Raw genomic sequence first — 23,290 nt, forward strand, 5'->3', positions numbered from 1 at the left:
ATCGGTCAGGTTGCGGGCATGACGAAACTGCGCCCCAACTTCTGGACCCTGCCGCTGGACCGCCTGACCCCACCCGAATGGGAGGCGCTTTGCGATGGCTGCGGCAAATGCTGTCTCAACAAGATCGAATATGAAGATACCGGCGAGGTCGAATTCACCCGGGTCGCCTGCCGGCTTCTGGATGGCGAAACCTGTCGCTGCACCCAGTATGAGATCCGCCACCAGTTCGTGCCCGATTGCGTGCGCCTGACGCCGGCCAACATCGCCCAGATCGCCTACTGGATGCCCCGCACCTGCGCCTATCGGCTGCGGTTTGAAGGCAAGCCGCTGGAAGACTGGCACCCCCTGATTTCGGGCGACCCGGAGTCGATCCATCGCGCGGGCATGTCGGTGCGCGGCTGGACCGTGCCCGAATTCGAGGTCACCGAGGACGATTGGGACGATTACATCATCGAGGATCTGGCATGAATTTCGCCTCTGACAACACCTCTGGCGTGGCACCACAGATCATGACGGCGCTGGCGCAGGCAAACCAGGGCGATGTGGCGTCCTATGGCAGCGACGCGCTGACCCTGCAGGTGCGCGACCGCCTGCGCGATCTGTTCGAGGCGCCCGAGGCGGCGGTCTATCTGGTGGCAACCGGCACCGCGGCCAATGCCCTGGCCTGCGCCACGCTGACCCCGCCCTGGGGCGCGATCTTCTGCCATCGCAACGCCCATATCGAGGAAGACGAATGCGGCGCGCCGGAATTCTATACCGGGGGCGCGAAACTGGTGCTGGTCGATGGCCCGCATGGGAAGATGGGCCCCGATGCCCTGCGCGCGGCGATCGCGCATACCGGCCGCGCCGGGGTTCACAACGTGCAGCGCGGTTTGGTGTCAATCACCAACGCGACCGAAGCCGGCACAGTCTATACCGCCCCCGAGGTCGCAGCCCTGTGCCAGGTGGCGCGTGACTTTGGCCTGCCCGTCCATATGGACGGCGCGCGCTTTGCCAATGCGCTGGTAACTGCGAGATGCACACCGGCCGAACTGACCTGGAAGGCCGGGGTCGATGTGCTGTCCTTTGGCGGCACCAAGAACGGCTGCATGGGCGTTGAGGCGGTGATCCTGTTCGATCCCGCCCGCGCCTGGGAGTTCGAACTGCGGCGCAAGCGGGGCGCACATCTGTTTTCCAAGCATCGCTATCTGGCGGCGCAGATGGCGGCCTATCTTGAAGGCGATCTGTGGCTGAACCTGGCGCGCCGCGCCAATGCCGCCGCCGCGCGCCTGTCCGCGGGCATCGAGGCGGTGCCGGGCGCGCAGCTGGATCACCCGACCCAGGCCAATGCCGTCTTCGCCCGCTTCCCGCGCCGCTGTCACCGTGCCGCAATGGAGGCCGGGGCCAACTATTACTTCTGGCCCTTCGACCAGTCGCTCGACGGCCCCGAGGATGAACTTTTGTCCGCACGTCTGGTCTGTTCCTGGTCCACGCAACCCGAGGCGATCGAAGCCTTTTTGTCCAGGCTGAACGGATAGCGGGGCAGGGGGGCGCTGCCCCCCTCTTGGCTGTGCCAATTCACCCCCCGGGATATTTCGACAAAGCCGAAGGCAGGCCATCTTCGGATTTGCATAAATATCCCGGGGGGAGCGCGGAACGCGCGTGGGGGGGCAGCGCCCCCCTAGCTGCGGTCGAGGTTCATCGCGATCAGCCCGGCCACCTGCGCGGCGTGGGTCATCGGTGCCATGTGACCCGCGCCGGGGATGCGCGCGGTCGCGACATCGGCCAAACGCGCAGCCAGTCGTTCATGAACGCGGTGGATGATCGGCGGGCTGTCGGCGCCTTCCATCAGCATGACCGGCGCGTCGATGGATTCCAGCCCGCCTTCGCGCAGGATGTCCCCGGTGTCGCCGAAATTGTCCCGGCTTGCCGCTGCGATCAGGTGCATCCGGTCCGCCATGCCCTGTTGCATCTGCGCCGGCATGTCTTGCCACGCGCTGGCGCCCCAGCGCCCGACAAACAGACGGGCGGCCTCGGTCGTGTCGCCGCTGGCCAGCAACTGGCTGAGGGTGTCGTGTTCGGCGCATTCGTGGGTCCATTCGGCGCTGTCCATTGCCGCGCGGAACAGGACCGGTTCGATCAGGGTCAGGCTGCGCACCGCCTCGGGGGCGGCCACGGCCAGCCGAAGGGCGATGGTGGCGCCGAAGCTGTGGCCGATCAGATCGACGGGCCGTGTGATGAAGCTGGCCAGGATCTGGGTGCATAGCTTCTGGTAGCCCTCGGCGCCGTCATAGGGGCCGCTTTTGCCTTGCCCGGGCAGGTCGAAGGCGGTCATCGTCAGCTGCGGCAGGAAGGGGGAGAGCGTTCCCCAGTAGCGCCCCGATGCCAGCATGCAATGCACCGCGATCGCGGGGCGATCGCCCGTGCCGAAGGTCTGCCAATGCACCGACTGGCCCGCGCGCAGATCAACGGGCATCACAGGCCCCCCAGATGCGCGTCCAGGAAATCCAGCCGGTCCTGGCCCCAGAACCGCTGGTCGGTGTCGCGCACGATGTAGAAGGGTGCCCCGAAGACGCCGCGTTCCACCGCCTCTTCCAGGTTGCGTTCATAGGTTTCGGCGCCGGTGAACAGGCCAGAGGTGACGAGGCCACCGTCAAAGCCGTTCGCCGTGAGGGCGTCGCGGATCACCTCATCCTCGGCGATGTTGCGATCCTCGGCCCAGCAGGCGCGCAGGATGGCATGGACGAGGCCGCCCAGATCGCCCGTCCCGCCCTGTTCCACCGCCTTTTGCGCGGCAATGATCGCATAGGCGGCAGGCGCCTGATTGGTGGGGAAATGCGCGGGCGCAGGCGTCAGCGGCAGGCCAAGCCGATCCGACCAGCGGGTCAGTTCCTGGGCGCGATAGGCCAGCCGGTTGGGATGGCGTGCGGCGGGGCGGGTGCCCCCCGTCCGGTCGAACAGCGCCAGAATGTCGATCGGCTTGTAGGTGATCGTCGCCCCGTGCCGGGCGGCGATTTCCTCAAGGCGCAGGCCCGCCAGGTAGCACCAGGGCGAGATGGGCGAGAAAAAATAGTCGATATGGGCCATTCGGGCGGTCCTTGGTGCCTGGGATGTTTGCGGGAAAGCTAGCCCGGTGTTAAGGCAGGCGCAATCTTCCCGAATCCGCCGGATCTGCCCCGGCGCTGCGTGCAAAGGATGCCCGTCAATGGCTGCCATGACCGAACCCAAGCTGATTTCCGGCAATGCGAACCGCCCGCTGGCCACCGCGATCGCGCGGCGGATGTCCATGCATCGGGGTATGAGCGTGGGGCTGGTCGATGCCCGGGTCGAGCGGTTCAACGATCAGGAAATCTTTGTCGAGGTTTATGAAAACGTCCGCGGCGAGGATATGTACATCATCCAGCCGACCTCGAACCCGGCCAATGACAACCTGATGGAGCTGCTGATCATCACCGATGCGCTGAAACGCTCCTCGGCCGATCGCATCACCGCGGTGATCCCCTATTTCGGTTACGCCCGCCAAGACCGCCGCGCCAAGGCGCGCACGCCGATTTCGGCCAAGCTGGTGGCGAACCTTTTGACCGAGGCGGGGGTGGACCGGGTGCTGACGCTGGACCTGCATGCCGCGCAGATCCAGGGCTTCTTCGACATTCCGGTGGATAACCTTTACGCCTCGCCCATTTTCGCGCTGGACATCCTGCACCATTTCAAGGGCCAGCTGGAGGATGTGATGGTCGTTTCGCCCGACGTGGGCGGCGTTGCACGGGCGCGTGAACTGGCCAAGCGCATCGGCGCGCCGCTGTCGATCGTGGACAAGCGCCGCGAAAAGGCGGGCGAGGTCGCGGGCATGACGGTGATCGGCGATGTGGCGGGCAAGAAATGCATCATCGTCGATGACATCTGCGACACCGCCGGCACGCTGTGCAAGGCGGCCGAGGTGCTGATGGAAAACGGCGCGACCGAGGTGCACAGCTATATCACCCACGGCGTCCTGTCGGGCCCGGCGGTCGAGCGGGTCAGCAATTCGGTGATGAAATCTCTGGTCATCACCGATTCGATCGAGCCGACGGCGGCGGTAAAGGCCGCGCCGAACATCCGTATCGTGCCGACCGCGCCGATGTTTGCGCAGGCGATCCTGAACACCTGGTCCGGGACCTCGGTGTCCTCGCTGTTTGAAACCGACACGCTGATGCCGATCTATGAGGGGATGTATTCCGCGCTGTAGTCAGCGCAGGATGCGTTCCAACGGATCGTAAGACAATGCGCCCGCGTCGCCCCAGGCCGCGGGCGCAAGGCTGTCTGGCTTGTGTGGCAGGCGGGCCAGTTCGTCGCGGGTGACAAAGCGGCGATGGGTCACGATCCCCTCGGGGTCGGTCCAATGCGCGGGGATCGGCCCGGCCAGCTGCGCGCGAAAAAAGATCTCGATCTGATGAAATCCGCTGTCGGGGTCGTGGAATTCATTGACCAGCGCGGGCGCGCCCACCGTGATCGCGATGCCGGTTTCCTCATGCACCTCACGCGCAAGGTTTTCGGGCAGTGAGGCGCCGGCATGCACCCCGCCGCCGGGCGCGCACCACAGCACGGGCCTGCCGCCGGGCCAGGCGTTGACGATCAGCAGACGGTTTTCATGCAGGATCAGCGCGCGGACGCCGATCCGGGGGATGCGCGGTTTCATGCGCGCAGGATGACGCCCGCGCCCGCGCCGTCAAGAGGGATCAGCCCCGGGTCAGAACCCGGTTCACATGGCCCATCTTGCGGCCCGGCTTGGCCTCGGCCTTGCCATACAGATGGATCGACAGGTTCTTTTCGCGCGCCAGCTGCGGCACCTGCAACACGTCGTCGCCGATCAGATTGGTCATTTCCACATCGGCAAAGCGCGACCCGTCGCCCAAGGGCCAGCCCGCCACCGCGCGGATGTGCTGTTCGAACTGATCCACGGCGCAGCCCTGCTGGGTCCAATGGCCCGAATTATGCACCCGCGGCGCGATTTCATTGACCAGAAGGCCCTGCGGTGTCACGAACAGTTCCACCCCCAACACGCCCACATAGTCCAGCGCGTTCAGGATGCGGGCCGCGATCAGCACCGCATCGCTGCGCTGTGCGGGCGTGATGCGGGCGGGCACCGTGGTGGTGTGCAAGATGCCCGCGCGATGGATGTTTTCGCCGGGATCGAAACAGGCGACCTCACCCGTCACGCCGCGCGCGGCGATGACCGAGATTTCGCGGCTGAAGTCGACAAAGCCCTCCAGGATCGCCTCGGCCCCCGCCATCGCCGCCAGACCTGCGGGCGCATCGGCGGGCGTCATGATCCGGGCCTGGCCCTTGCCGTCATAGCCCAGCCGCGTGGTTTTCAGGATCGCGGGCGTGCCGATCCGGTCGATCGCGGCGGCCAAGCTGTCGGCATCGGCGACCACGGCCCAGGGCGCGGTCGGCAGGCCGATCTCGTTCAGGAAGGTCTTTTCCGCGATCCGGTCCTGGCTGACGGCCAGCGCGCGCCGGCCCGGGCGGATCGGGCGGGTCGCCTCAAGGATATCCAGTGCCGCGGTGGGGATATTCTCAAACTCATAGGTAATCACATCGACCGAGGCCGCGAATTCCGCCAGCGCCACGGTGTCGTCATAGGCGGCGGTGGTCACGCGATCGGCGACATGGCCGGCAGGGGGGGTCGCGGCGGGTTCGTAGATGTGCGTCCGAAGCCCAAGGCGCGAGGCAGCGACCGACAGCATCCGGCCCAGCTGGCCGCCGCCCAGAATGCCGATGGTGGAACCGGGGGGCAGGGCGTCAGCCATCGGTCGGCTCATCGGGGATCGAGGCAGACAGCGCATCGCGCCAGGCATCCAGCCGGGCGGCCAGCGCGGGATCATTCAGCGCCAGGATGCCCGCGGCCATCAGGCCCGCATTGGCCGCCCCCGCCGCGCCGATCGCCATCGTGGCGACCGGATAGCCCTTGGGCATCTGGACGATGGAATACAGGCTGTCGACGCCCGACAGCGCCCGGGTCTGCACCGGCACACCGATCACCGGCACCCGGGTTTTCGAGGCCATCATGCCCGGCAGATGCGCCGCCCCGCCCGCGCCCGCGATGATCACCTGCAGCCCGCGGTCCACCGCCGCCTTGCCATAGGCCCAAAGCCGGTCAGGCGTGCGATGTGCTGACACGATCTTGGCCTCATAGGCGACGCCCAGCTCATCCAGGATTGCGGCTGCCTCCTGCATCGTGGGCCAGTCCGACTGGCTGCCCATGATGATTCCCACTTTCACGCCCATGCACGGCCCCTTGGTCAACTTGGGGGCACTATAGCCAAGGGGGGGCGGGGCGCAATGCCCGCCCGGTCCTACGGTGGCCGCCCAAGGGGCGTCAGGCGATGATATCGGGCGTCAGCTGATCCTGCAGCCGGGCGATCTCATCTTTCAGCCGCAGTTTCTGCTTTTTCAGGCGCACCAGCGCCAGTTGATCGCCACGCCCTGATACCGTCAGCGCATGGATCGCATCGTCCAGATCCCGATGCTCGCGGCGCAACACCTCCAGCTTCACGCGAAGCACCTCTTCGGGGTTCATCTCGATCTGCGCGTTCATGTGCGGTTCCAATACAGGATGGCAGGGCAACAAGGCACAACGTCCCATGTGATTCGTTCGCATGGGGGTGGCCTTTCATTTAGTATAGCAATTTCCGGCCCTTGCGGGGGGAATTTTCCTGCCCCGCGCGCGGTCACGCCCCCTTGCAGTGGCCCCTGGCCTTGCCCATATTTCCACCAAGGGCTGCCGATGATCGGGGCCTTCCCAAGGCAATGTCGCTTTGAAAAGGGCTTGCAGATGACGAAACTTAGCTTTGGCGCGCATCCCCATCTGCTGGGGTTCGATCAGCTGGAACGGCTGGTGGAACGGACGGCGAAGGGCGGATCGGATGCCTATCCCCCATACAATATCGAACAATGCGGCGCGGATGCCTTCCGCATTACGCTGGCCGTTGCGGGCTTTGCCGAACCTGATCTGGCGATCACCATGGAAGATCGCGCCTTGGTCATTCGCGGGCGTCAGGCCGAAGATGGTGCTGCCCGCGTGTTCCTGCATCGCGGCATCGCCGCGCGGGCCTTCCAGCGCAGCTTCGTTTTGGCCGACGGGGTCGAGGTGGCCGGGGCGCTGCTGGAAAATGGCTTGCTGCACATCGACCTCAAGCGCGCGGCGCCCGAGCCGGTGGTGCAGCGGATCCCGATCCGGCGCAGTTGAGAAAGGGGTGACATCATGGATGTAAAATTCGATTTCGGGACCGAAAGCGGCGAGCGGATCGTTTATGTCCGCCCGGTGGCCGTGGCTGACCTGTCCGAGGAAATCCGTGCCCAAGCCATGGGGCTGCAGACGCTTTACGCGCTGCATGACGAAAGCGGCGAGCGGCTGGCCCTGGTCAAGGACCGCTGGATGGCCTTCGCGCTGGCGCGCCAGAACGATCGCACCCCCGTCAACGTGCATTGACGTCAGGCTGCCTTGGCCCGCCGCCCAACGCATTGCGGGCGCCAAGGGATCGGGTGCTGGGCCCCGACCGTCTGTTTCCCTTCCCATTGCGGCGATCAGGCCGACATCATTGCCTGCGCCTCTTTCCCGGTTGCGCACATCCGCGCCGTTGGGCCGCCGCCCTGAAAGCCTGGGCCCAGTTCCGGGAACAGCGCCAGCACCTCGGCGCGGGTGTCTTCATCCAGCAGCGTTGCGGAATGGGGCCCGGGGTGGAAGCTTTCGCTCAGCAACCCGTCAGAGGCGACGATTTCGTGCCGGTCGAACAGGATATGGACATAGGTGACCCAATCGCTGGGGGCCCGGACAACATCTGACCCGTTTACCAGATCCTTGGCCGCCACCAGAACCTCGGGCGTGCCACACCACAATTCCGCCCGCCAGCCCGACACCAGCACGCGGTGCTGCGGCGACAACCGGATATCGACCCCATTGTCGAACGCACCCGCGCGGATCAGCACGGGGGCATGAACCCCATCGCCGCGCACCCGCCGCATGCCGATCCAGCGCAGGGGTTGCAGCCCGTGATCCAGCGTCGCCACCAGATCCCCCGGACGCAGCCGTTCGATCGGGACCGGCCCCCGCGCCGTATCGATCGGCGTACCCGCGGTGAAGCAGACGAAGGGCGCGTCGAACGTGGCCACATAGGCGCCGACGTATTCGACCCCGTCGAATGTCCCCAGCGTGATCTTGCTGACCTTGGTATATTTGGCATCAATCGGGATGCTGATGTCCAACAAGCGCGCGGCATAGGTGCCATCGGTGAACAGGGAGACGCCAAGCCGGGCATCGGTGTAGGTCACGCCATCAATCACAATCGTGCTGTTAATATATTGCGCGATTTCAAGAACGGTCTTTTCGACGCCGCCGATGATCACGCGGTCCACGGTTGTGAGGCTTTCGTCATCGGTATCGGCGTCATTGATGATGCCGTCATCATTGGCGTCGCGCAGGATGCTGGCGGTATATGTCGAGGGGTCAACGGACAGGCCATTTCCGTTCGCGCCCAGATTGTCCTGTGATGTCAACGTGAACCCGGGCCAAAGCGTGCTGCCCGAATACCAAAGCCAGCTTTCCGTGTCTGCCATCGCTGTCGTGCTCCGCAACCAGTTCTGGTCGGGATACGCAACAGAAGTGAACAAACCGGAAATGCCGGGCCGATTCGACGCGCTAACCGGCCCGGATCAGGATCAGCCTTCGCCTGCCAGGAACCGTTCCGCATCCAGCGCGGCCATGCAGCCCATGCCGGCGCTGGTCACGGCCTGACGGTAGACATGGTCGGTCAGATCGCCCGCGGCAAAGACACCGGGGACCGAGGTGCGGGTGGATCCCGGCTCAACCTTTACATAGCCGCCGTTGTGCAGTTCCAGCTGGTCCTTGGCCAGTTCCGAGGCAGGGGCATGGCCGATCGCCACGAAGAAGCCATCGCAGGGCACGATGGTCTCGGCACCCGTGTCGACATGACGCGCGCGCACGCCCGTCACGCCCAGCGGCGCTTCGGTGCCAAGCACCTCTTCCACGGTGTGGTCCCACAATACCTCGACCTTGGGGTTCTTGAACAGGCGGTCCTGCATGATCTTTTCGGCGCGCAGCGTGTCGCGGCGGTGGATCAATGTGACCTTGGTGGCGAAATTGGTCAGGAACAGCGCCTCTTCCACGGCGGTGTTGCCGCCACCGATCACCACCACCTGCTTGCCGCGGTAGAAGAACCCGTCGCAGGTCGCACAGGCCGAAACGCCGAAGCCCTTGAACTTCTCTTCCGACGGCAGGCCGATCCATTTCGCCTGCGCCCCGGTGGCCAGGATCACCGCCTCTGCCTCATAGCGCGTACCCGAGTCGCCCTGGGCCACGAAGGGGCGTCGCGACAGATCCAGGCTTGAAATGTGATCGCCCACGATCTCGGCGCCCATGGCGCGGGCGTGTTCCTCCATCTTTACCATCAGATCGGGCCCCTGCACGTGGGTTTCGCCCGGCCAGTTCTCCACCTCGGTGGTGATGGTCAGCTGCCCGCCGGGCTGAATGCCTTGCACAAGCACCGGTTGCAGCATGGCGCGTGCCGAATAGACCGCGGCCGTGTAGCCCGCGGGACCCGACCCGATGATCAGCACCTTCGTCTTTTTCGTCTCGGCCATCTCTGCCTCCTTCTGTGTCGGCCAAGGATATAAGGCCCGGGGCAGGGCGGGAAAAGCCCTGATCGGCCGGTTCGGGCGACCCGTGCCGCCGGCCTTGCGTTGCGATGCTGCGCCATCTGACGAAATAATATTGCGCATCCCCGGTCGGGCAGATAAGTTCTCGCAAAATTCCGGAGGATAGAATGGCCAGCAACAAGCTTGACGAGATCGACCGCAAGATCCTGGCCGAGCTGCAGGCCGATGGCCGGATGACGAATGTCGAACTGGCCAAGCGCGTCGGCATTTCCGCGCCCCCCTGCCTGCGGCGCGTGCGCACGCTGGAAGAGGCGGGCTTTATCCGGGGCTATCATGCCGATGTGAACCCGCGCGAGCTGGGCTTTGAGGTGCAGGTCTTCGCCATGGTGCGTCTGCACAGTCAGGCCGAGGCCGACCTGGCCGCCTTTGAGGCCCGCTGCCGCGCCTGGCCGCTGGTGCGCGAATGCCACATGCTGAATGGCGAAATCGACTTCGTGCTCAAATGCGTGGCCCCGGACCTGTCAACCTTCCAGGCGTTTTTGACCGGGGCGCTGACGGCGGCTGAGAATGTGGCAAGCGTCAAGACCAGCCTGGTGATCCGCTGCGCCAAGGACGACCCCGGCGTGCCCTTCGACGTGCTGGAAGAACGGATCGCGCGCCTGGCCTGATCGCTGGTGGCCGCGCGCCCCCTCTAGGGGCCCTCGGCTGTGGGGCTTCGCCCCGGGGTCTGCACCTGCCCCTTCGGCTTTGCAGAAATATCACGGGGTGCGGGGCTGAGCCCCGCTTGCACCCGATGATCCGGCGCAGCGCCGGGTCTGCGCTCCGCGCGGGAGTATTTTTGCCAAGAAGAAGGCGCCACCGAACTCACCGCGACGCCGATGGCCTTGCGCCCATCAGGCCGGGATCACCATGCCCTTTTCACGCGCCAGAACCCGCATCCGGCCCTGCAGCTTTTCGAAGGCGCGCACCTCGATCTGGCGAATGCGTTCGCGGCTGACGTCATATTGCGTGGACAGATCTTCAAGCGTGACCGGTTCGTCGCGCAGCCGACGTTGCATCAGGATGTCGCGTTCGCGTTCATTCAGCACGTCCATTGCCGCCACCAGCATGGCCCGCCGGGTCTGCAGTTCATCGGCTTCGGCATAGGCTTCGGCCTGGTTGGCATCTTCATCTTCCAGCCAGTCCTGCCACTGTGCCGCCGAATCACCATCGGCCGACCCGATCTGCGCGTTCAGCGATGCATCGCCCCCCGACATCCGCCGGTTCATCGCGATGACCTCATCCTCGGTCACGCTCAGATCACGCGCGATCTGGGCCACGTTTTCCGGGCGCAGATCGCCTTCCTCCAGCGCGCCGATCTTCGACTTTGCCTTGCGCAGGTTGAAGAACAGCTTTTTCTGCGCCGAGGTCGTGCCCAGTTTCACCAGGCTCCAGGACCGCAGGATATATTCCTGGATCGCGGCGCGGATCCACCACATCGCATAGGTGGCCAGCCGGAAGCCCTTTTCCGGGTCAAAGCGCTTCACCGCCTGCATCAGGCCCACATTCGCCTCGGAAATCACCTCGGCCTGGGGCAGGCCATAGCCGCGGTAGCCCATCGCGATCTTCGCCGCCAGCCGCAGATGCGAGGTCACAAGCCGATGCGCCGCCTGGGGGTCCTGATGGTCAACCCATGCCTTGGCAAGCATGTATTCCTCTTCCGGTTCCAGCAGCGGAAATTTCCGGATTTCCTGCAAATAACGGTTCAGCCCCTGTTCGGGGCTGGGCGCGGGCAGGTTTGCATAGCTGGTCATCAGCGTCTCATCTCCCTCCTCGAGACCGGCTTACATGGGGGTCCGATGCATCCGGTTCAAGACCAACGCGCCGGGTGTCTTGCGGTTCCGGCGCGTGGTCTAACATGTATTCTTTAACGCAGGATGAAACGGTTTCCGGCGCAGTGCAACAACTGAACCGTTCGGTTCACGCGCTTGTCAGCCCCGCAGCGAGGCCAGAAGCGCCTGCATGTCGGCCGGAAGTGGCGAGGTGAAGGACAGATCCTTGCCCGTCACCGGATGCACGAAGCCCAGGGTTGCCGCATGCAGCGCCTGCCGGGGAAAGGCCGCAGCCGCCTGCACCGCTGCCTCGCCCACCGCTTTCGTGGGCAGTTTGCGCCGCCCGCCATAGGTCGGATCCCCGATCAGCCCGTGCCCGGCATGGGCCAGATGCACGCGGATCTGATGCGTGCGGCCCGTCTCCAGCCAGCAATCCAGCAGCGCGGCAACGGGCGGGGTGCCAAAGGCCTCAACCACGCGCGCGCGGGTGACCGCATGGCGCCCGCCCTCGAACAGGACGGCCTGACGCTGCCGGTCGGTCTTGTGCCGCGCCAGATGCGAGGTGATTTTCAGCACGTTTCCCGCCTCGAAGCTGACCCCGCGGGTGCCACGCAGGCGCGGATCGGCGGCATCGGGCAGGCCATGCACCACGGCCATATAGTGGCGGTGGACCGTGTGCGTTTCGAACTGCGCGGCAAGGCCATGATGCGCGCGATCCGATTTCGCCACCACCAAAAGGCCCGAGGTATCCTTGTCGATCCGGTGCACGATGCCCGGGCGCGCCTCGCCGCCCACGCCCGACAGCCGTCCGCCGAAATGGTGCAGAAGCGCATTGACCAGTGTGCCATCGGCCGATCCGGGGGCCGGATGCACCACCATCCCCGCGGGCTTGTCGATGACGATCAGATCCTCATCCTCCCAGAGCACGGTCAGGGGGATATCCTGGGCCTCGGTTTCCACCGGGCGGGCCGGTTCCAGCGCAATCTCATAGACCTCGCCGGGGCTGACCTTGGCCTTCTGGTCGGTCACCGCCACGCCATCGCGCGTGACCGCGCCTTCGGTGATCAACCGTGCCAGCCGGGATCGGGACAGGGCGGCTTGCTCTGGCACTTCGGCGGCAAGCGCCTTATCAAGGCGATCGGCCGGGGCCTCGCCCATCACCACTTGCAGGATACGCTGTTCAATGTCCGACATGATGCCTTCCGATGGCCCCCAAGCCCCGCTGCCCGAGGTCCGCTTTCTCAAGATCCTGGTGACGACGCTGACCGCCACGATGATCGTGGGTCTTGTAGCGATCATCGCGCTGCTTGTCATCCGCTTGCCGGGCGCCGCGCCCCTGCCCGAACTGCCCGCCGCGATCACCCTGCCCGAAGGCGCGCGGGTGCAATCGCTGACATTCGCGCGCGACCATCTGGTTGTGGTGACCGATCAGGACATGGTCCTGATCTACACGCCGCAGGGCGAATTGCGCCAAAGCCTGACCCTGAACTGACCGCGCCCCTTCGGCTTTGTGCAAATATCCCCGCCGGAGGCTTCCGCACCAACCGCGCGCGACCGGCCGGGACGGGATCAGCTGTCCGCCTTCTTCGCGCGGGCCCGGGCGGGCTTGTCCGCCGGGGCAGCAGCGGCCTCAAGCGCGTCCAGCCGCGCCTTCAGCGCCTCATTCTCCTCACGTGCCTTTTGCGCCATCGCACGCACCGCATCGAATTCCTCGCGGGTGACAAAGTCGCGCTCGGCGAGCCAGCGGTCCATCCAGGATTTCATCGCCGTCTCGGCCTCGGTCCGGGCGCCCTGCGCCACGCCCATGGCACTGGTCATCAGGCGGGACATTTCGTCGAAGAATTTGTTGGGCGTCTGCATGGCTTCCTCCGCTCACGGGGTTTTGCCCTATATGGGCGGGGCGGGCGGAAAGCTCAAGGTTGACTTCGTCGCGGGGCCGGGGCTTTCTCCGCCCGATTGCAGAGGACCCCATGGCCATACCCTTTCCCGAAATCGACCCCAACGCCCTTGTCATCCCGGTGCTGGATCTGCCGCTGCGCTGGTATGCGCTGGCCTATATCGCGGGCCTGATCCTGGGCTGGCGGATCATCGTGGGGCTGATGAAGCGTCCCGCGCTGTGGGGCGGGCAGGCGCCGATGGCGCCCGCACGGGTCGAGGATTTGCTGACCGCGGTGATCCTGGGCGTGGTGATCGGCGGGCGGCTGGGCTTTGTGCTGTTCTATCAGCCGGGCTATTACCTGGCCAACCCGGCCGAGATCGTGAAGGTCTGGCAGGGCGGCATGTCCTTTCACGGCGGCTTTCTGGGCGTCGTGGTCGCAGCGTGGTGGTTCTGCCGCCGCAATGCGATCGCGGCCCTGCCGGTGGCCGATGCCTTCGCGTTGGCCGCGCCGGTGGGCCTGTTCTTCGGCCGGCTTGCCAATTTCATCAATGCCGAGCTGTGGGGTCGCCCGACCGATGCGCCCTGGGGCGTGATCTTCCCGGGTGCTGCGGCGCAGGATTGTCCGGGCGTCACGGGCCCTTGCGCGCGCCACCCCTCGCAGCTCTATGAGGCGGGACTGGAAGGGCTTTTGCTGGGCGCGGTGCTGTGGCTGTTGCTGGCGCGCGGCGGTCTGCGTCGGCCGGGGCTTCTGTTGGGTGTGTTTCTGGCGGGTTATGGCGCGGCGCGCTTCTTTGTTGAACTGTTCCGCCAAGCCGATGCGCAATTCATCACGCCCGACAATCCGCTGGGCCATGCCATCCAGTTTGGCGGCTTCGGCCTGTCGATGGGGCAGTTGCTGTCGCTGCCGATGATCGTGATCGGCCTGGCCTTCGTGGCCCGCGCGCTGGCGCGGGCGCGCGTGGCGGCATGACGCCGCTGGCCGCGATCCTGGCGCGTCGTATCGCCGCCGACGGGCCGATGCGGCTGGATCACTACATGGCCGAATGCCTGCTGCATCCGCGCCACGGCTATTACGCCACCCGCGATCCCTTTGGCACGGGGGGCGATTTCACCACCGCGCCCGAGATTTCGCAGATGTTCGGTGAAATGCTGGGCCTGTGTCTGGCGCAGGTCTGGCTGGATCAGGGCCGCCCCGATCCCTTTGCCCTGGCCGAGCTTGGCCCCGGCCGTGGCACGTTGATGGCCGATGTGCTGCGCGCGATCACCGCGGTCCCGGGCATGGCGGCGGCGGCCCGCGTGCATCTGGTTGAGGCATCAGCCACCCTGCGCGACGTCCAGCGCGCAACGCTTCAGCGCCACGCGGTCAGCTGGCACGACAGCGTAGACACGCTGCCCGATCTGCCGTTGCTCCTGCTGGCCAACGAATTTTTCGATGCCCTGCCGATCCGGCAGTTTCAGCGTCAGGGCCCGGGCTGGTGCGAACGTCATGTCGGCCTGTCGCCCGATGGTGCCTTGCAGCCGGGCCTGTCGCCTGCCCATCCCGTCGCGGATCTGGCGCATCGGCTGGCGGACACGGCCGAGGGCGCGGTGGTCGAAACTTGCCCCGCCGCCCCGCCGATCATGGCGGCCATTGCGGCACGTATCGCCGCGAAGGGCGGGGTGGCGATCGTGGTGGATTATGGCCATTGGCATTCGCTGGGGGACACGTTTCAGGCGCTGCGCGCCCATCGCCCCGAAAGCCCCTATGCCCACCCCGGCGAGGCCGATCTGACGGCGCATGTCGATTTCGAACCGCTGGCTGCCGCCGCCCGCGCCGCCGGGGCGGCGGTTTCAGGCATGACCGCGCAGGGGGTGCTGCTGGAACGGCTGGGCATCACCGCGCGCGCGCAGGCGCTGGCCGCACGGCTGACCGGGGCGGCACTGGACAGCCATATTGCCGCACATCGGCGCTTGACCCATCCTTTGGAAATGGGAAACCTGTTCCAAAGCCTTGCCATCCATCCCCGCAACATGCCCCTTCCCCCGGGCTTCGACGGTGCCTGACCCATGACCACTTCGCTGGAAATCCTGACCTCGCCGGCCCTGTGCGGCCTTCGCCATGGCTTTTTTACCCGCAAGGGCGGGGTGTCGTCGGGGGTGTTCGCAGGGCTGAACTGTGGCCAGGGGTCATCCGATCAGGCCGAGGCAGTGCGCATGAACCGCGCCCGCGTGGCCGAGGCTATGGCCGCCCCCACTGCCGCGCTGATCGGTCTGCATCAGGTCCATTCCGCCGATGTGGTAACCCTCACCGCGCCGCCCGATGCCCCCGTGCGGGCCGATGCAATGGTCAGCGCCACGCCCGGTCTGGTGCTGACGGTGCTGACGGCGGATTGCCAGCCGGTGCTGTTCGCCGATGCGCAGGCGGGCGTGATTGGTGCTGCGCATGCGGGCTGGCGCGGCGCGCTGGATGGCGTTCTGGAGGCGACGGTGGATGCGATGGTGGCGCTGGGCGCGGACCGCGCACGCATTACCGCCGTGATCGGCCCCTGCATCTCGCAGCGCGCCTATGAGGTGGGGCATGATTTCATGGAAACCTTCCTGGTCGAGGATCCGGACTACGGGCGCTTCTTTTCCGGCGGGCCGGCGGGCAAGCCGATGTTCGACCTGCCGGCCTTTGGCCTGTATCGGCTGCGTCAGGCCGGGATCGGCCATGCCGAATGGACGCGCCATTGCACCTATTCCGATCCCGACCGCTTCTATTCCTACCGCCGCACCACCCATGCGGGTGAGGCCGATTATGGCCGCCTGATTTCGGCCATCGGCCTTTAGGCACGACAGGGCAGAACATGAAAAAGGCGCGCCGGGGGCGCGCCTTTTCGGTTTGCGGGGCGGGGGGGATCAGTCCTCCAGCGCCTCCAGCTCGTCGATCATGCCGGCGATCATCGACAGGCCCTTGTCCCAGAACGCCGGGTCAGACGCATCCAGCCCGAAGGGCGCCAGCAGTTCCTTGTGATGCTTGGACCCGCCCGCCTTGAGCATGTCAAAATATTTCTCGGTGAACCCCGGCAGGCCGCCTTCGTAAACCGCATAAAGCGCGTTCACCAGGCCGTCGCCGAAGGCATAGGCATAGACGTAGAAGGGCGAATGCACGAAATGCGGGATATAGGCCCAGAAGGTTTCATAGCCCGGCATGAATTCAAACGCATCGCCCAGCGATTCCGCCTGCACCGACATCCACAGCGCGTTGATATCCTCGGGCGTCAGTTCGCCTTGCGCGCGCGCGGCGTGCAGCTTGCATTCGAAATCGTAAAACGCGATCTGGCGCACGACGGTGTTGATCATGTCCTCGACCTTGCCGGCCAGCAGGGTCTTTTTCTCGGCCGGGGTCGCGGCGGCCTCCAGCAGGCGGCGGAAGGTCAGCATCTCGCCAAAGACGGATGCGGTTTCCGCCAGCGTCAGCGGGGTTGATGCCAACAGCTCGCCCTGACCAGCCGCCAGCACCTGATGTACGCCGTGGCCCAGTTCATGCGCCAGCGTCATCACGTCGCGCGGTTTGCCCAGATAGTTCAGCATCACATAGGGGTGCACAGTGGTCACGGTCGGATGGGCAAAGGCGCCGGGGGCCTTGCCGGGTTTCACGCCCGCATCGATCCAGCCGCGCGAAAAGAACGGCATCGCCAGCCGCGCCATTTCGGGGCTGAAGGCCGAATAGGCCGACAGCACCGTATCGCGCGCCTCATCCCACAGGATCTTGCGCGGCGCTTCGGTGGGCAGGGGGGCGTTGCGGTCCCAGATCTGCAGCTTGTCCAGGCCCAGCCACTTTGCCTTCAGCCGATAGTAGCGGTGCGACAGCTTGGGATAGGCCGCGACGACCGCATCGCGCAGCGCCTGCACCACCTCGGGTTCGACATGGTTCGACAGGTGGCGGGCGTGCTGGGGCGTGGGCATCTTGCGCCAGCGGTCCTCGATTTCCTTTTCCTTGGCCAGTGTGTTGTGGACGCGGGCAAAGATCTTGAGGTTGTCGCCAAAGACCCGGGCCAGCGCGCGCGCGCCCGCCTCGCGCCGGGCGCGGTCGTGGTCGGACAGAAGGTTGGTGGTGGCTTCCAGGTTCAGCGTTTCGCCATCGACCTGGAATTCCAGCCCCGCGATATGTTCATCGAACAAACGGTTCCAGGCGGCAGCGCCCACAACGGTTTGATCATGCAGAAACTTTTCCAGCTCATCCGACAGCTGATGCGGTTTCATCGCGCGCATCCGGTCGAAGACGGGCTTGTAGCGCGCTACCGCCGGATCGGCGAACAGCGCGGCATAGGCGGCATCGTCGATGCGGTTGAATTCCAGGCTGAAGAACACCAGCGGCGTGGTCAGGGTGGTGATGCGGTCGCCCAGATCGGCCATGAACTTGGCGCGTTCGGCATCGGTGGTGTTCTGGTAATAACGCAGCCCCGCATAGGACATGATCCGCCCGGCGGTCACGTCGATGTCTTCATAGCGGCGAATGCATTCGGCCATGCCGGCGGCATCGAGGCCGGCCAGCTTGCCTTCGTAATCCGCGGCAAAGCTGGCGCAGGCGGCTTCCAGCCGCGCCATGTCCTGCGCAAGCTCGGGGGCGTCGGGGGCGGTGTAAAGATCGCTCAGGTCCCAGTCGGGCAGATCGCCGAAGCCCCCGGAATGCGCATTGGCGTCAAAGACAGGGCGGGGCAGGGGCAGGGTCATGGCATCCTCATTTTCTTTGTTATCGCCTGACAGATAGGGTCTGGGGGGCGGCCCTGGCAAGGGGCAGGGCGCGCGGGGGCCCGGCGGCGGACCGCTCCGCGGGGAGTATTTTGGCCAAGAAGAAGCGGACGCGGGTCAGTCCTGCAGCACCAGAAGATCGGCGGCGTTCAGCCCAAGCTGCACGGTTTCCCCCACCCGGGGCGGACGCGCATGTGAGGTGTTGAACGTGTCAAAGGCCAGCACCGCCCCGCCCAGATCGGCGCGGATGCGGATGACCGAGCCCAGAAAGTCCACCTCGGTGATCCGGCCCTGCAGCGCGGTATCGCGGCCCTCGGCGCCCAGTTTGACCATCTCGGGGCGGGCGGCCAGCGTCACCCGGCCCGTGGGCAGTGGCCGCCCCAGCCGGGCCTGGCCGCCGGGCAGGCGCACATGGCCCAAGGAGGGGTCGATCACCTCGGCCTCAAGGATGTTCAGGGTGCCCACGAAATTCGCGACAAAACGGGTGGCGGGCTGGTTGTAGATTTCGAACGGGGTGCCGACCTGATCGGCCACGCCCTGATGCATCACCACCACGCGGTCCGACATCGACAGCGCCTCTTCCTGGTCGTGGGTCACGAAGATCGTGGTGATGCCCAGTTCGCGCTGGATCGCGCGGATTTCGTTGCGAAGGCTGACGCGCACCTTGGCATCCAGCGCCGACAGCGGTTCATCCAGCAACAGCACCTGCGGCTTGGGTGCCAGCGCGCGGGCCAGCGCCACGCGCTGCTGCTGCCCGCCCGAAAGCTGGAACGGATAACGCCCGCCCAGATCGGGCAGGCCGATCAGGGCCAGCATCTCGGCCACGCGTGCCGCGATTTCGGCGCGCGGCGTGCCCTTGACCTTCAGCCCGAAGCCCACATTCTGCGCGACCGTCAGGTTGGGAAACAGCGCATAGGCCTGAAACACCATGCCGATGTTGCGCTGGTTGGGGCGCAGGCGCACGACATCGGCCCCGTCAATGGCGATCCGGCCCGCGCTTGGGGCTTCAAACCCGGCCACCATCCGCAGCACCGTCGTCTTCCCACAGCCCGATGGCCCCAGCAGGGAAACGAATTCGCCCTTCTCGACGGACAGGTTGAAATCCTTCACCACGCGGTTCGGGCCAAAGGATTTCTCCAGATGTTCGATCGTCAGAAAGGTCATGTCAGCGTGCCGCCTTGGTATGTTTGGAGAAACGGGTAACCAGCTGGATCAGCCCCATGCAGGCCCAGGTGATGACAAAGGCGATCACCGCCAGGGCAAAGGGTTCATAGGCCTTGTTGGCGCCCATCAGCTGCAGATAGGGGCCGAAGGCGGGGCGGTTCAGCAGCGCCGCCATGGTGAATTCGCCCATCACGATGGCAAAGGTCACAAAGGCCCCCGACAGCACCGCCACCAGCACATTGGGCAGGATCACCCGCGCCAGGATCGTGGTCCAGCCCGCGCCCAGGCTTTGCGCGGCCTCGGTCAGGGTGGCGACGTCGATGGTGCGCAGCCCGGTATCCACCGCGCGATACATGTAGGGCAGCGACAGCGTGGCATAGCCTAGCATCAGCAGCAGGTTCGTGCCAAAGGTCGTGCCCGTCAGCGGCAACCAGCTTGAGGTGTTGTAAAGCCGGATATAGCCGAAGACGATGACGATCGCCGGAATGACCAGCGGCAACAGGGTGACGAATTCCACGACGGGCCGCAGATGCGGCATCTTCAGCTGCACCCAGAAGGCGGTGGGCACCACCAGCAGCACGCCAAAGACGATGGTCAGCAGCGCCATGATCACCGAATAGCCGAAGGTCTGGTGAAACCGCGGATCGGCCAGAACCGCGCGATAGGCATCCAGCGAATAGACGCCCCGGCGCATCGACAGCGAAAACTCGGTCATGCCGACCAGCGGCAGGATGAAATAGGTGATCCCCAGCAGCAGGATCGCCCAGGCCAGCAGCTTTTTCATTTCAGCCACCTTTCCGAACGTATCCTGAGCCAGATGTAGATGACATTGGCCACGCCCGTGACCAGGATCATGCCGAAGGCCATGGCATAGCCCAGGTTCGGGTTGCCCAGCACATCGCCCCGGATCTGCGCAAACAGCATGATCGGCACGATGTTCAGCGACGATCCCGTCAGCGCAATCGCCGTGGCCACCGCGCCAAAGGCATTGGCAAACAGTAGCGCGAAGGTGCCCAGAAGCGCGGGGAACAGGATCGGCAGCGCCACCATGCGCCAGTATTGCGCCCCCGTCGCGCCCAGCACGCTGGCGGCCTCGCGCCATTCGCGTTTCAGCCCGTCCAGCGCGGGGGTGATGATCAGGATCATCAGCGGGATCTGAAAGAACAGATAGGTGATCGTCAGGCCCCAGAACGACAGGATGTTGAACCCCAGCGCCCGCAGGTTGATGCCGAATTCGGATCGCAGCCAGACCGTGATCAGACCCAGCGGCCCAAGCGTCGCCAGAAAGGCGAAGGCCAGCGGCACGCCGGCAAAGTTCGACGCCACGCCGGAAAAGGTCAGCAAAGGCGACCGGATCCAGCCGGGCAACCCGCCCAGCACCACCGCCGCCGCCATGAGAAAGCCGACCAGACAGCCAAGCGCCGCCGAGGTCGCCGAAATCTTGATGGAAATCCAGTAGGATGACAGGATGGATGTGGTGAACAGCCCGCGGATATTGTCCAGCGTCAGGCCGCCTTCAGGCGTCTGGAAGGCGCCGATCACGATCTTCATCGTGGGGGCAAACAGGAACAGCCCGACGAACAGCGCGAAAGGCAGGACGCCCAGCCACGTCAGCGGCAGGCGCCGCCGCGCGCGGGGCGGGGCTTGGGGGGGGGCAGTCATGCGGTCTTGTCCGTCCTGTCGGTCGTCTTGTGATTATGGGCCCGCCCCGGGCGAACCGGGGCGGGCAGGGTCAGGTCAGCCGGTTACTGGACGTTGGCGCCCACGACCGCATCCCAGCCGCCGGTGACGGCGGCCTTGTTGGCATCCTGTTCTTCCAGCGTCGGGAAATAGGCGGCCTCATAGGCTTCGGCCGGGGGCAGCGCATCGACCAGTTCCTGCGGCAGCTTGCCCGCCGCCGCCATCGCGTTGAAGCGCGCGGGGTGGCAATAGCCCTTCAGCCAGAGGTTCTGACCTTCGTCCGAATACAGGTATTCCATCCACAGTTTCGCGGCATTGGGATGGGGCGCATAGGCCGAAATCGCCTGCACATAGACGCCTGCCAGAACGCCGGTCTTGGGCACGACCACCTCGACCGGGGGGTTGCCGTTCAGGTCATCCCGCCAGGTCAGCGCGTTATAGTCCCAGGCCAGGACGATCGGCGTGGCGCCCTGGGCCAGCGTGCCGGCCTTGCCGATGACGGGGACGAAGTTGCCGTTCTTGTTCATCTCGGCAAAGTATTCCAGGCCCTTTTCGCCCGATTCCGTGCCAGCCGCGCCGCCTGCGGCCAGACCGGCGGCCAGAACGCCCAGGATCGCCTGGTTCGAGGCGCGCGGATCGCCCGCCAGCGCGACCTGGCCCGCATATTCGGGCTTCAGCAGATCGGCCCAGTCGGTGGGGGTGTTTTCGACCAGATCCTTGTTCACCATGAAGGACATGACGCCATAATAATCGGCATACCAATAGCCTTCGGGATCCTTGATGTCGTCGGGGATCTCATCCCAGGTCGACACCTTGTAGGGCTGCAGCAGGCCTTCGGCCTTGGCCTGCGGACCAAAGGCCAGACCCACGTCCAGCACGTCGGGGGCCTGCGGGCCGGTGTTGCCCTTGTTGGCGCGCACCGCCTCAAGTTCGTCGGCAGAGCCTGCATCGGGGTTCAGTTCATTCACGGTGATTTCCGGATACTTGGCCTTGAAGCCGGCAATCACCTCGCCGTAGTTGCACCAGCTGTGCGGCAGCGCGATCGTGGTCAGCATGCCTTCGGCCTTGGCGGCGGCCTCAAGCGCGGCCAGATCCTGCGCCTGCACCAGCGCCGTGGTGGCCAGAAGCGCCGCGGCACCCGCAAGCCAGGTCATCGGTTTCATCGTCATTCGGACAGTCTCCCGTTGGTCGGATCTCAGGGCCCGGAATGGGCACCGGATGGCTTTAGGCGCCTTCTGTGACAGTCTTGCGACGTGGACGCCCTGAATGTCAGAGATTTGCCGCGAATCGCGCGTCATGCAACAAAACTGTTACCCCGCCGTTACGTCAGCCGCGGCTCACCTTACCCGCCCCAGGTCCGTTCCAGCAGCGCCAGCCAGTTCCGATGGGCGATTTTTTCCACAAGTTCCGTGCCATAGCCATGCGCCGTCATGGCATCCAGCAGCCGCGGAAGGCCCGCCGCATCGGCCAGATCGGCGGGCACGGTCGCGCCGTCGAAATCCGATCCAAGGCCCAGATGATCCTCGCCCAGATGCCACAGTAGGTGATCCAGATGGCGCAGAACCGGGTCCCAGCCCGCAAAGGGGCGTTGCCGGCCGTCGGGGGACAGGAAGGCGGTTGCAAAGTTCAGCCCCACCATGCCGCCGCTGTCGCGGATCATCGCCAGCTGACGATCGGTCAGGTTGCGCGAGGATGGCGTGATCGCATGGGCGTTGGAATGCGTCGCCACCAGCGGCGCATCGGACAGGGCCGCGACCTCATCAAAGCCGCGCGCGTTCAGATGGCTCAGGTCGACCATGATCTTCAGGCGGTTGCATTCGCGGATCAGCGCCTTGCCCGCGGGGGTCAGGCCGGGGCCGGTGTCGGGATCGGCAGGGTAGGCAAAGGGCACGCCATGACCAAAGGCGGTGGGCCGCGACCAGACCGGGCCCAGGCTGCGCAGCCCCATCGCGTGCCAGACATGCAGCGCATCCAGATCGGGGCCGATCGGCTCGGCGCCCTCGAAATGCATCACCGCCGCGATCTGCCCCGCCGCCATCGCCGCGCGGATGTCCGCCACGCTGCGGCAGATGCGCAGCGTTCCGGTGCGTTCCAGCCACATCAGCTGCCCCGCCATCGCCATCGCCACGGGCAGCGCCGCGGCCTGTCCGATCGGGTCGGGCAGGGGCAGGGCATAGGGCGGCGCATCCATCAGCGCGTCGAAATCCAAGGGTTGCGCGGTTGCGGGCGAGGGGATGTAGATCGCAAAGAACCCGCCCGCAAAGCCGCCCGCCTTGCAGCGCGGCAGGTCCAGGTGGCCCTTGCCCTCGCCCGTCAGCCAGATCGCCTCGCGCCGCGCGGGATCGGCCATCAGGCGCAGCAGAAAATCGTTATGGCCATCGAATACCGGAATCATCATCGTCCCCTTGTT

The 23,290-nt window shown here is 65.6% G+C and carries 27 protein-coding genes; 10 read left to right on the top strand and 17 right to left on the bottom strand.

Annotated elements, in window-relative coordinates; all coding sequences use genetic code 11:
* Positions 1-18: 18 nt before the first annotated feature.
* On the top strand, positions 19-468 hold the full coding sequence (locus MXB90_RS04605; protein ID WP_250041628.1) for a YcgN family cysteine cluster protein: 450 nt from the start codon (positions 19-21) through the stop codon (positions 466-468).
* Complete coding sequence (locus MXB90_RS04610; RefSeq protein ID WP_250041629.1) at positions 465-1,517, top strand: threonine aldolase family protein; 1,053 nt, start codon at positions 465-467, stop codon at positions 1,515-1,517. The genes MXB90_RS04605 and MXB90_RS04610 overlap by 4 nt, the downstream gene beginning before the upstream one ends.
* Before the next feature lie 143 nt (positions 1,518-1,660).
* Here MXB90_RS04610 and MXB90_RS04615 read toward each other — a convergent pair whose 3' ends face one another.
* Entirely contained in the window at positions 1,661-2,455 is a 795-nt protein-coding gene (locus MXB90_RS04615; RefSeq protein WP_250041630.1) for an alpha/beta fold hydrolase, read from the bottom strand.
* Positions 2,455-3,066, bottom strand: coding sequence for a 2-hydroxychromene-2-carboxylate isomerase (locus tag MXB90_RS04620; RefSeq protein ID WP_250041632.1), 612 nt, complete (start codon positions 3,064-3,066; stop codon positions 2,455-2,457). The genes MXB90_RS04615 and MXB90_RS04620 overlap by 1 nt, the downstream gene beginning before the upstream one ends.
* A 118-nt stretch (positions 3,067-3,184) precedes the next feature.
* Between MXB90_RS04620 and MXB90_RS04625 the strand changes: the two genes are divergently transcribed.
* Complete coding sequence (locus MXB90_RS04625) at positions 3,185-4,204, top strand: ribose-phosphate pyrophosphokinase (RefSeq protein WP_250041643.1); 1,020 nt, start codon at positions 3,185-3,187, stop codon at positions 4,202-4,204.
* Here MXB90_RS04625 and MXB90_RS04630 read toward each other — a convergent pair whose 3' ends face one another.
* From MXB90_RS04630 to MXB90_RS04645, 4 genes are all read right to left on the bottom strand, one after another.
* Positions 4,205-4,654: an NUDIX domain-containing protein gene (locus tag MXB90_RS04630; protein WP_250041646.1), complete on the bottom strand. Its 450-nt coding sequence runs from the start codon at positions 4,652-4,654 to the stop codon at positions 4,205-4,207.
* A 40-nt stretch (positions 4,655-4,694) separates the two neighbouring features.
* Complete coding sequence (locus MXB90_RS04635; RefSeq protein ID WP_250041648.1) at positions 4,695-5,768, bottom strand: 5-(carboxyamino)imidazole ribonucleotide synthase; 1,074 nt, start codon at positions 5,766-5,768, stop codon at positions 4,695-4,697.
* Entirely contained in the window at positions 5,761-6,246 is a 486-nt protein-coding gene (purE, locus tag MXB90_RS04640; RefSeq protein WP_250041657.1) for a 5-(carboxyamino)imidazole ribonucleotide mutase, read from the bottom strand. Before purE ends, MXB90_RS04635 begins: the two co-directional genes overlap by 8 nt.
* A 91-nt stretch (positions 6,247-6,337) precedes the next feature.
* Positions 6,338-6,556 carry a YdcH family protein gene (locus MXB90_RS04645; RefSeq protein ID WP_250041659.1) on the bottom strand — a complete coding sequence of 73 codons (219 nt, stop codon included), beginning with the start codon at positions 6,554-6,556 and terminating at the stop codon, positions 6,338-6,340.
* A gap of 237 nt (positions 6,557-6,793) precedes the next feature.
* Between MXB90_RS04645 and MXB90_RS04650 the strand changes: the two genes are divergently transcribed.
* Together MXB90_RS04650 and MXB90_RS04655 are read left to right on the top strand one after the other, a co-directional pair.
* Positions 6,794-7,207 carry an Hsp20 family protein gene (locus MXB90_RS04650; RefSeq protein ID WP_250041661.1) on the top strand — a complete coding sequence of 138 codons (414 nt, stop codon included), beginning with the start codon at positions 6,794-6,796 and terminating at the stop codon, positions 7,205-7,207.
* Positions 7,208-7,222: 15 nt separating this feature from the next.
* On the top strand, positions 7,223-7,450 hold the full coding sequence (locus MXB90_RS04655; protein ID WP_250041663.1) for a DUF1150 family protein: 228 nt from the start codon (positions 7,223-7,225) through the stop codon (positions 7,448-7,450).
* 95 nt (positions 7,451-7,545) lie between these two features.
* On the opposite strand, the gene MXB90_RS04660 is transcribed toward MXB90_RS04655, so the two are convergent.
* Entirely contained in the window at positions 7,546-8,574 is a 1,029-nt protein-coding gene (locus MXB90_RS04660) for a Hint domain-containing protein (protein WP_250041665.1), read from the bottom strand.
* Positions 8,575-8,676: 102 nt separating this feature from the next.
* Positions 8,677-9,618: a thioredoxin-disulfide reductase gene (gene trxB, locus MXB90_RS04665; protein WP_250041667.1), complete on the bottom strand. Its 942-nt coding sequence runs from the start codon at positions 9,616-9,618 to the stop codon at positions 8,677-8,679.
* A 182-nt stretch (positions 9,619-9,800) separates the two neighbouring features.
* Here trxB and MXB90_RS04670 point away from each other — a divergent pair, with 182 nt between their 5' ends.
* A complete protein-coding gene (locus MXB90_RS04670; protein ID WP_250041675.1) occupies positions 9,801-10,301 on the top strand; it encodes an Lrp/AsnC family transcriptional regulator in 501 nt (166 codons plus the stop codon).
* Positions 10,302-10,526: 225 nt separating this feature from the next.
* Here the strand turns inward: MXB90_RS04670 and rpoH are convergent, their stop codons facing one another.
* Positions 10,527-11,426, bottom strand: coding sequence for an RNA polymerase sigma factor RpoH (gene rpoH / locus MXB90_RS04675; protein ID WP_250041676.1), 900 nt, complete (start codon positions 11,424-11,426; stop codon positions 10,527-10,529).
* A 177-nt stretch (positions 11,427-11,603) separates the two neighbouring features.
* Positions 11,604-12,638, bottom strand: a complete 1,035-nt coding sequence (locus tag MXB90_RS04680; RefSeq protein WP_250041677.1) for an RluA family pseudouridine synthase — start codon at positions 12,636-12,638, stop codon at positions 11,604-11,606.
* On the opposite strand from MXB90_RS04680, the gene MXB90_RS04685 reads away from it, so the two are divergent.
* Positions 12,637-12,936 carry a DUF6476 family protein gene (locus tag MXB90_RS04685; RefSeq protein ID WP_250041679.1) on the top strand — a complete coding sequence of 100 codons (300 nt, stop codon included), beginning with the start codon at positions 12,637-12,639 and terminating at the stop codon, positions 12,934-12,936. The two genes, MXB90_RS04680 and MXB90_RS04685, sit on opposite strands and share 2 nt — an antisense overlap.
* Positions 12,937-13,013: 77 nt before the next feature.
* Here MXB90_RS04685 and MXB90_RS04690 read toward each other — a convergent pair whose 3' ends face one another.
* On the bottom strand, positions 13,014-13,304 hold the full coding sequence (locus tag MXB90_RS04690) for an accessory factor UbiK family protein (protein ID WP_250041682.1): 291 nt from the start codon (positions 13,302-13,304) through the stop codon (positions 13,014-13,016).
* A 110-nt stretch (positions 13,305-13,414) separates the two neighbouring features.
* Between MXB90_RS04690 and lgt the strand changes: the two genes are divergently transcribed.
* Genes lgt through pgeF form a run of 3 tightly spaced genes read left to right on the top strand, consistent with a single transcriptional unit; the run spans position 13,415 to position 16,131 of the window.
* Entirely contained in the window at positions 13,415-14,293 is an 879-nt protein-coding gene (lgt, locus tag MXB90_RS04695) for a prolipoprotein diacylglyceryl transferase (protein ID WP_250041691.1), read from the top strand.
* Positions 14,290-15,366 (top strand): class I SAM-dependent methyltransferase, encoded by a 1,077-nt coding sequence (locus MXB90_RS04700; RefSeq protein ID WP_250041701.1) that lies wholly within the window; start codon positions 14,290-14,292, stop codon positions 15,364-15,366. Before lgt ends, MXB90_RS04700 begins: the two co-directional genes overlap by 4 nt.
* A gap of 3 nt (positions 15,367-15,369) precedes the next feature.
* Positions 15,370-16,131 (top strand): peptidoglycan editing factor PgeF, encoded by a 762-nt coding sequence (pgeF, locus tag MXB90_RS04705; protein ID WP_250041703.1) that lies wholly within the window; start codon positions 15,370-15,372, stop codon positions 16,129-16,131.
* A 69-nt stretch (positions 16,132-16,200) separates the two neighbouring features.
* Here the strand turns inward: pgeF and MXB90_RS04710 are convergent, their stop codons facing one another.
* From MXB90_RS04710 to MXB90_RS04735, 6 genes are all read right to left on the bottom strand, one after another.
* Positions 16,201-18,018 carry a M3 family oligoendopeptidase gene (locus tag MXB90_RS04710; protein ID WP_250041705.1) on the bottom strand — a complete coding sequence of 606 codons (1,818 nt, stop codon included), beginning with the start codon at positions 18,016-18,018 and terminating at the stop codon, positions 16,201-16,203.
* A gap of 135 nt (positions 18,019-18,153) precedes the next feature.
* Positions 18,154-19,200: an ABC transporter ATP-binding protein gene (locus MXB90_RS04715; RefSeq protein ID WP_250041708.1), complete on the bottom strand. Its 1,047-nt coding sequence runs from the start codon at positions 19,198-19,200 to the stop codon at positions 18,154-18,156.
* Between the two features lies 1 nt (position 19,201).
* Positions 19,202-19,984 carry an ABC transporter permease gene (locus MXB90_RS04720; RefSeq protein ID WP_250041710.1) on the bottom strand — a complete coding sequence of 261 codons (783 nt, stop codon included), beginning with the start codon at positions 19,982-19,984 and terminating at the stop codon, positions 19,202-19,204.
* On the bottom strand, positions 19,981-20,862 hold the full coding sequence (locus MXB90_RS04725; RefSeq protein ID WP_250041712.1) for an ABC transporter permease: 882 nt from the start codon (positions 20,860-20,862) through the stop codon (positions 19,981-19,983). The genes MXB90_RS04720 and MXB90_RS04725 overlap by 4 nt, the downstream gene beginning before the upstream one ends.
* Positions 20,863-20,945: 83 nt before the next feature.
* Entirely contained in the window at positions 20,946-22,049 is a 1,104-nt protein-coding gene (locus tag MXB90_RS04730; RefSeq protein WP_250041714.1) for an ABC transporter substrate-binding protein, read from the bottom strand.
* Between the two features lie 173 nt (positions 22,050-22,222).
* On the bottom strand, positions 22,223-23,275 hold the full coding sequence (locus tag MXB90_RS04735) for a dipeptidase (protein WP_250041717.1): 1,053 nt from the start codon (positions 23,273-23,275) through the stop codon (positions 22,223-22,225).
* Positions 23,276-23,290 lie beyond the last annotated feature (15 nt).

This window comes from Phaeovulum molybdatiresistens (assembly GCF_023544865.1).
Lineage (GTDB): Bacteria > Pseudomonadota > Alphaproteobacteria > Rhodobacterales > Rhodobacteraceae > Pontitalea.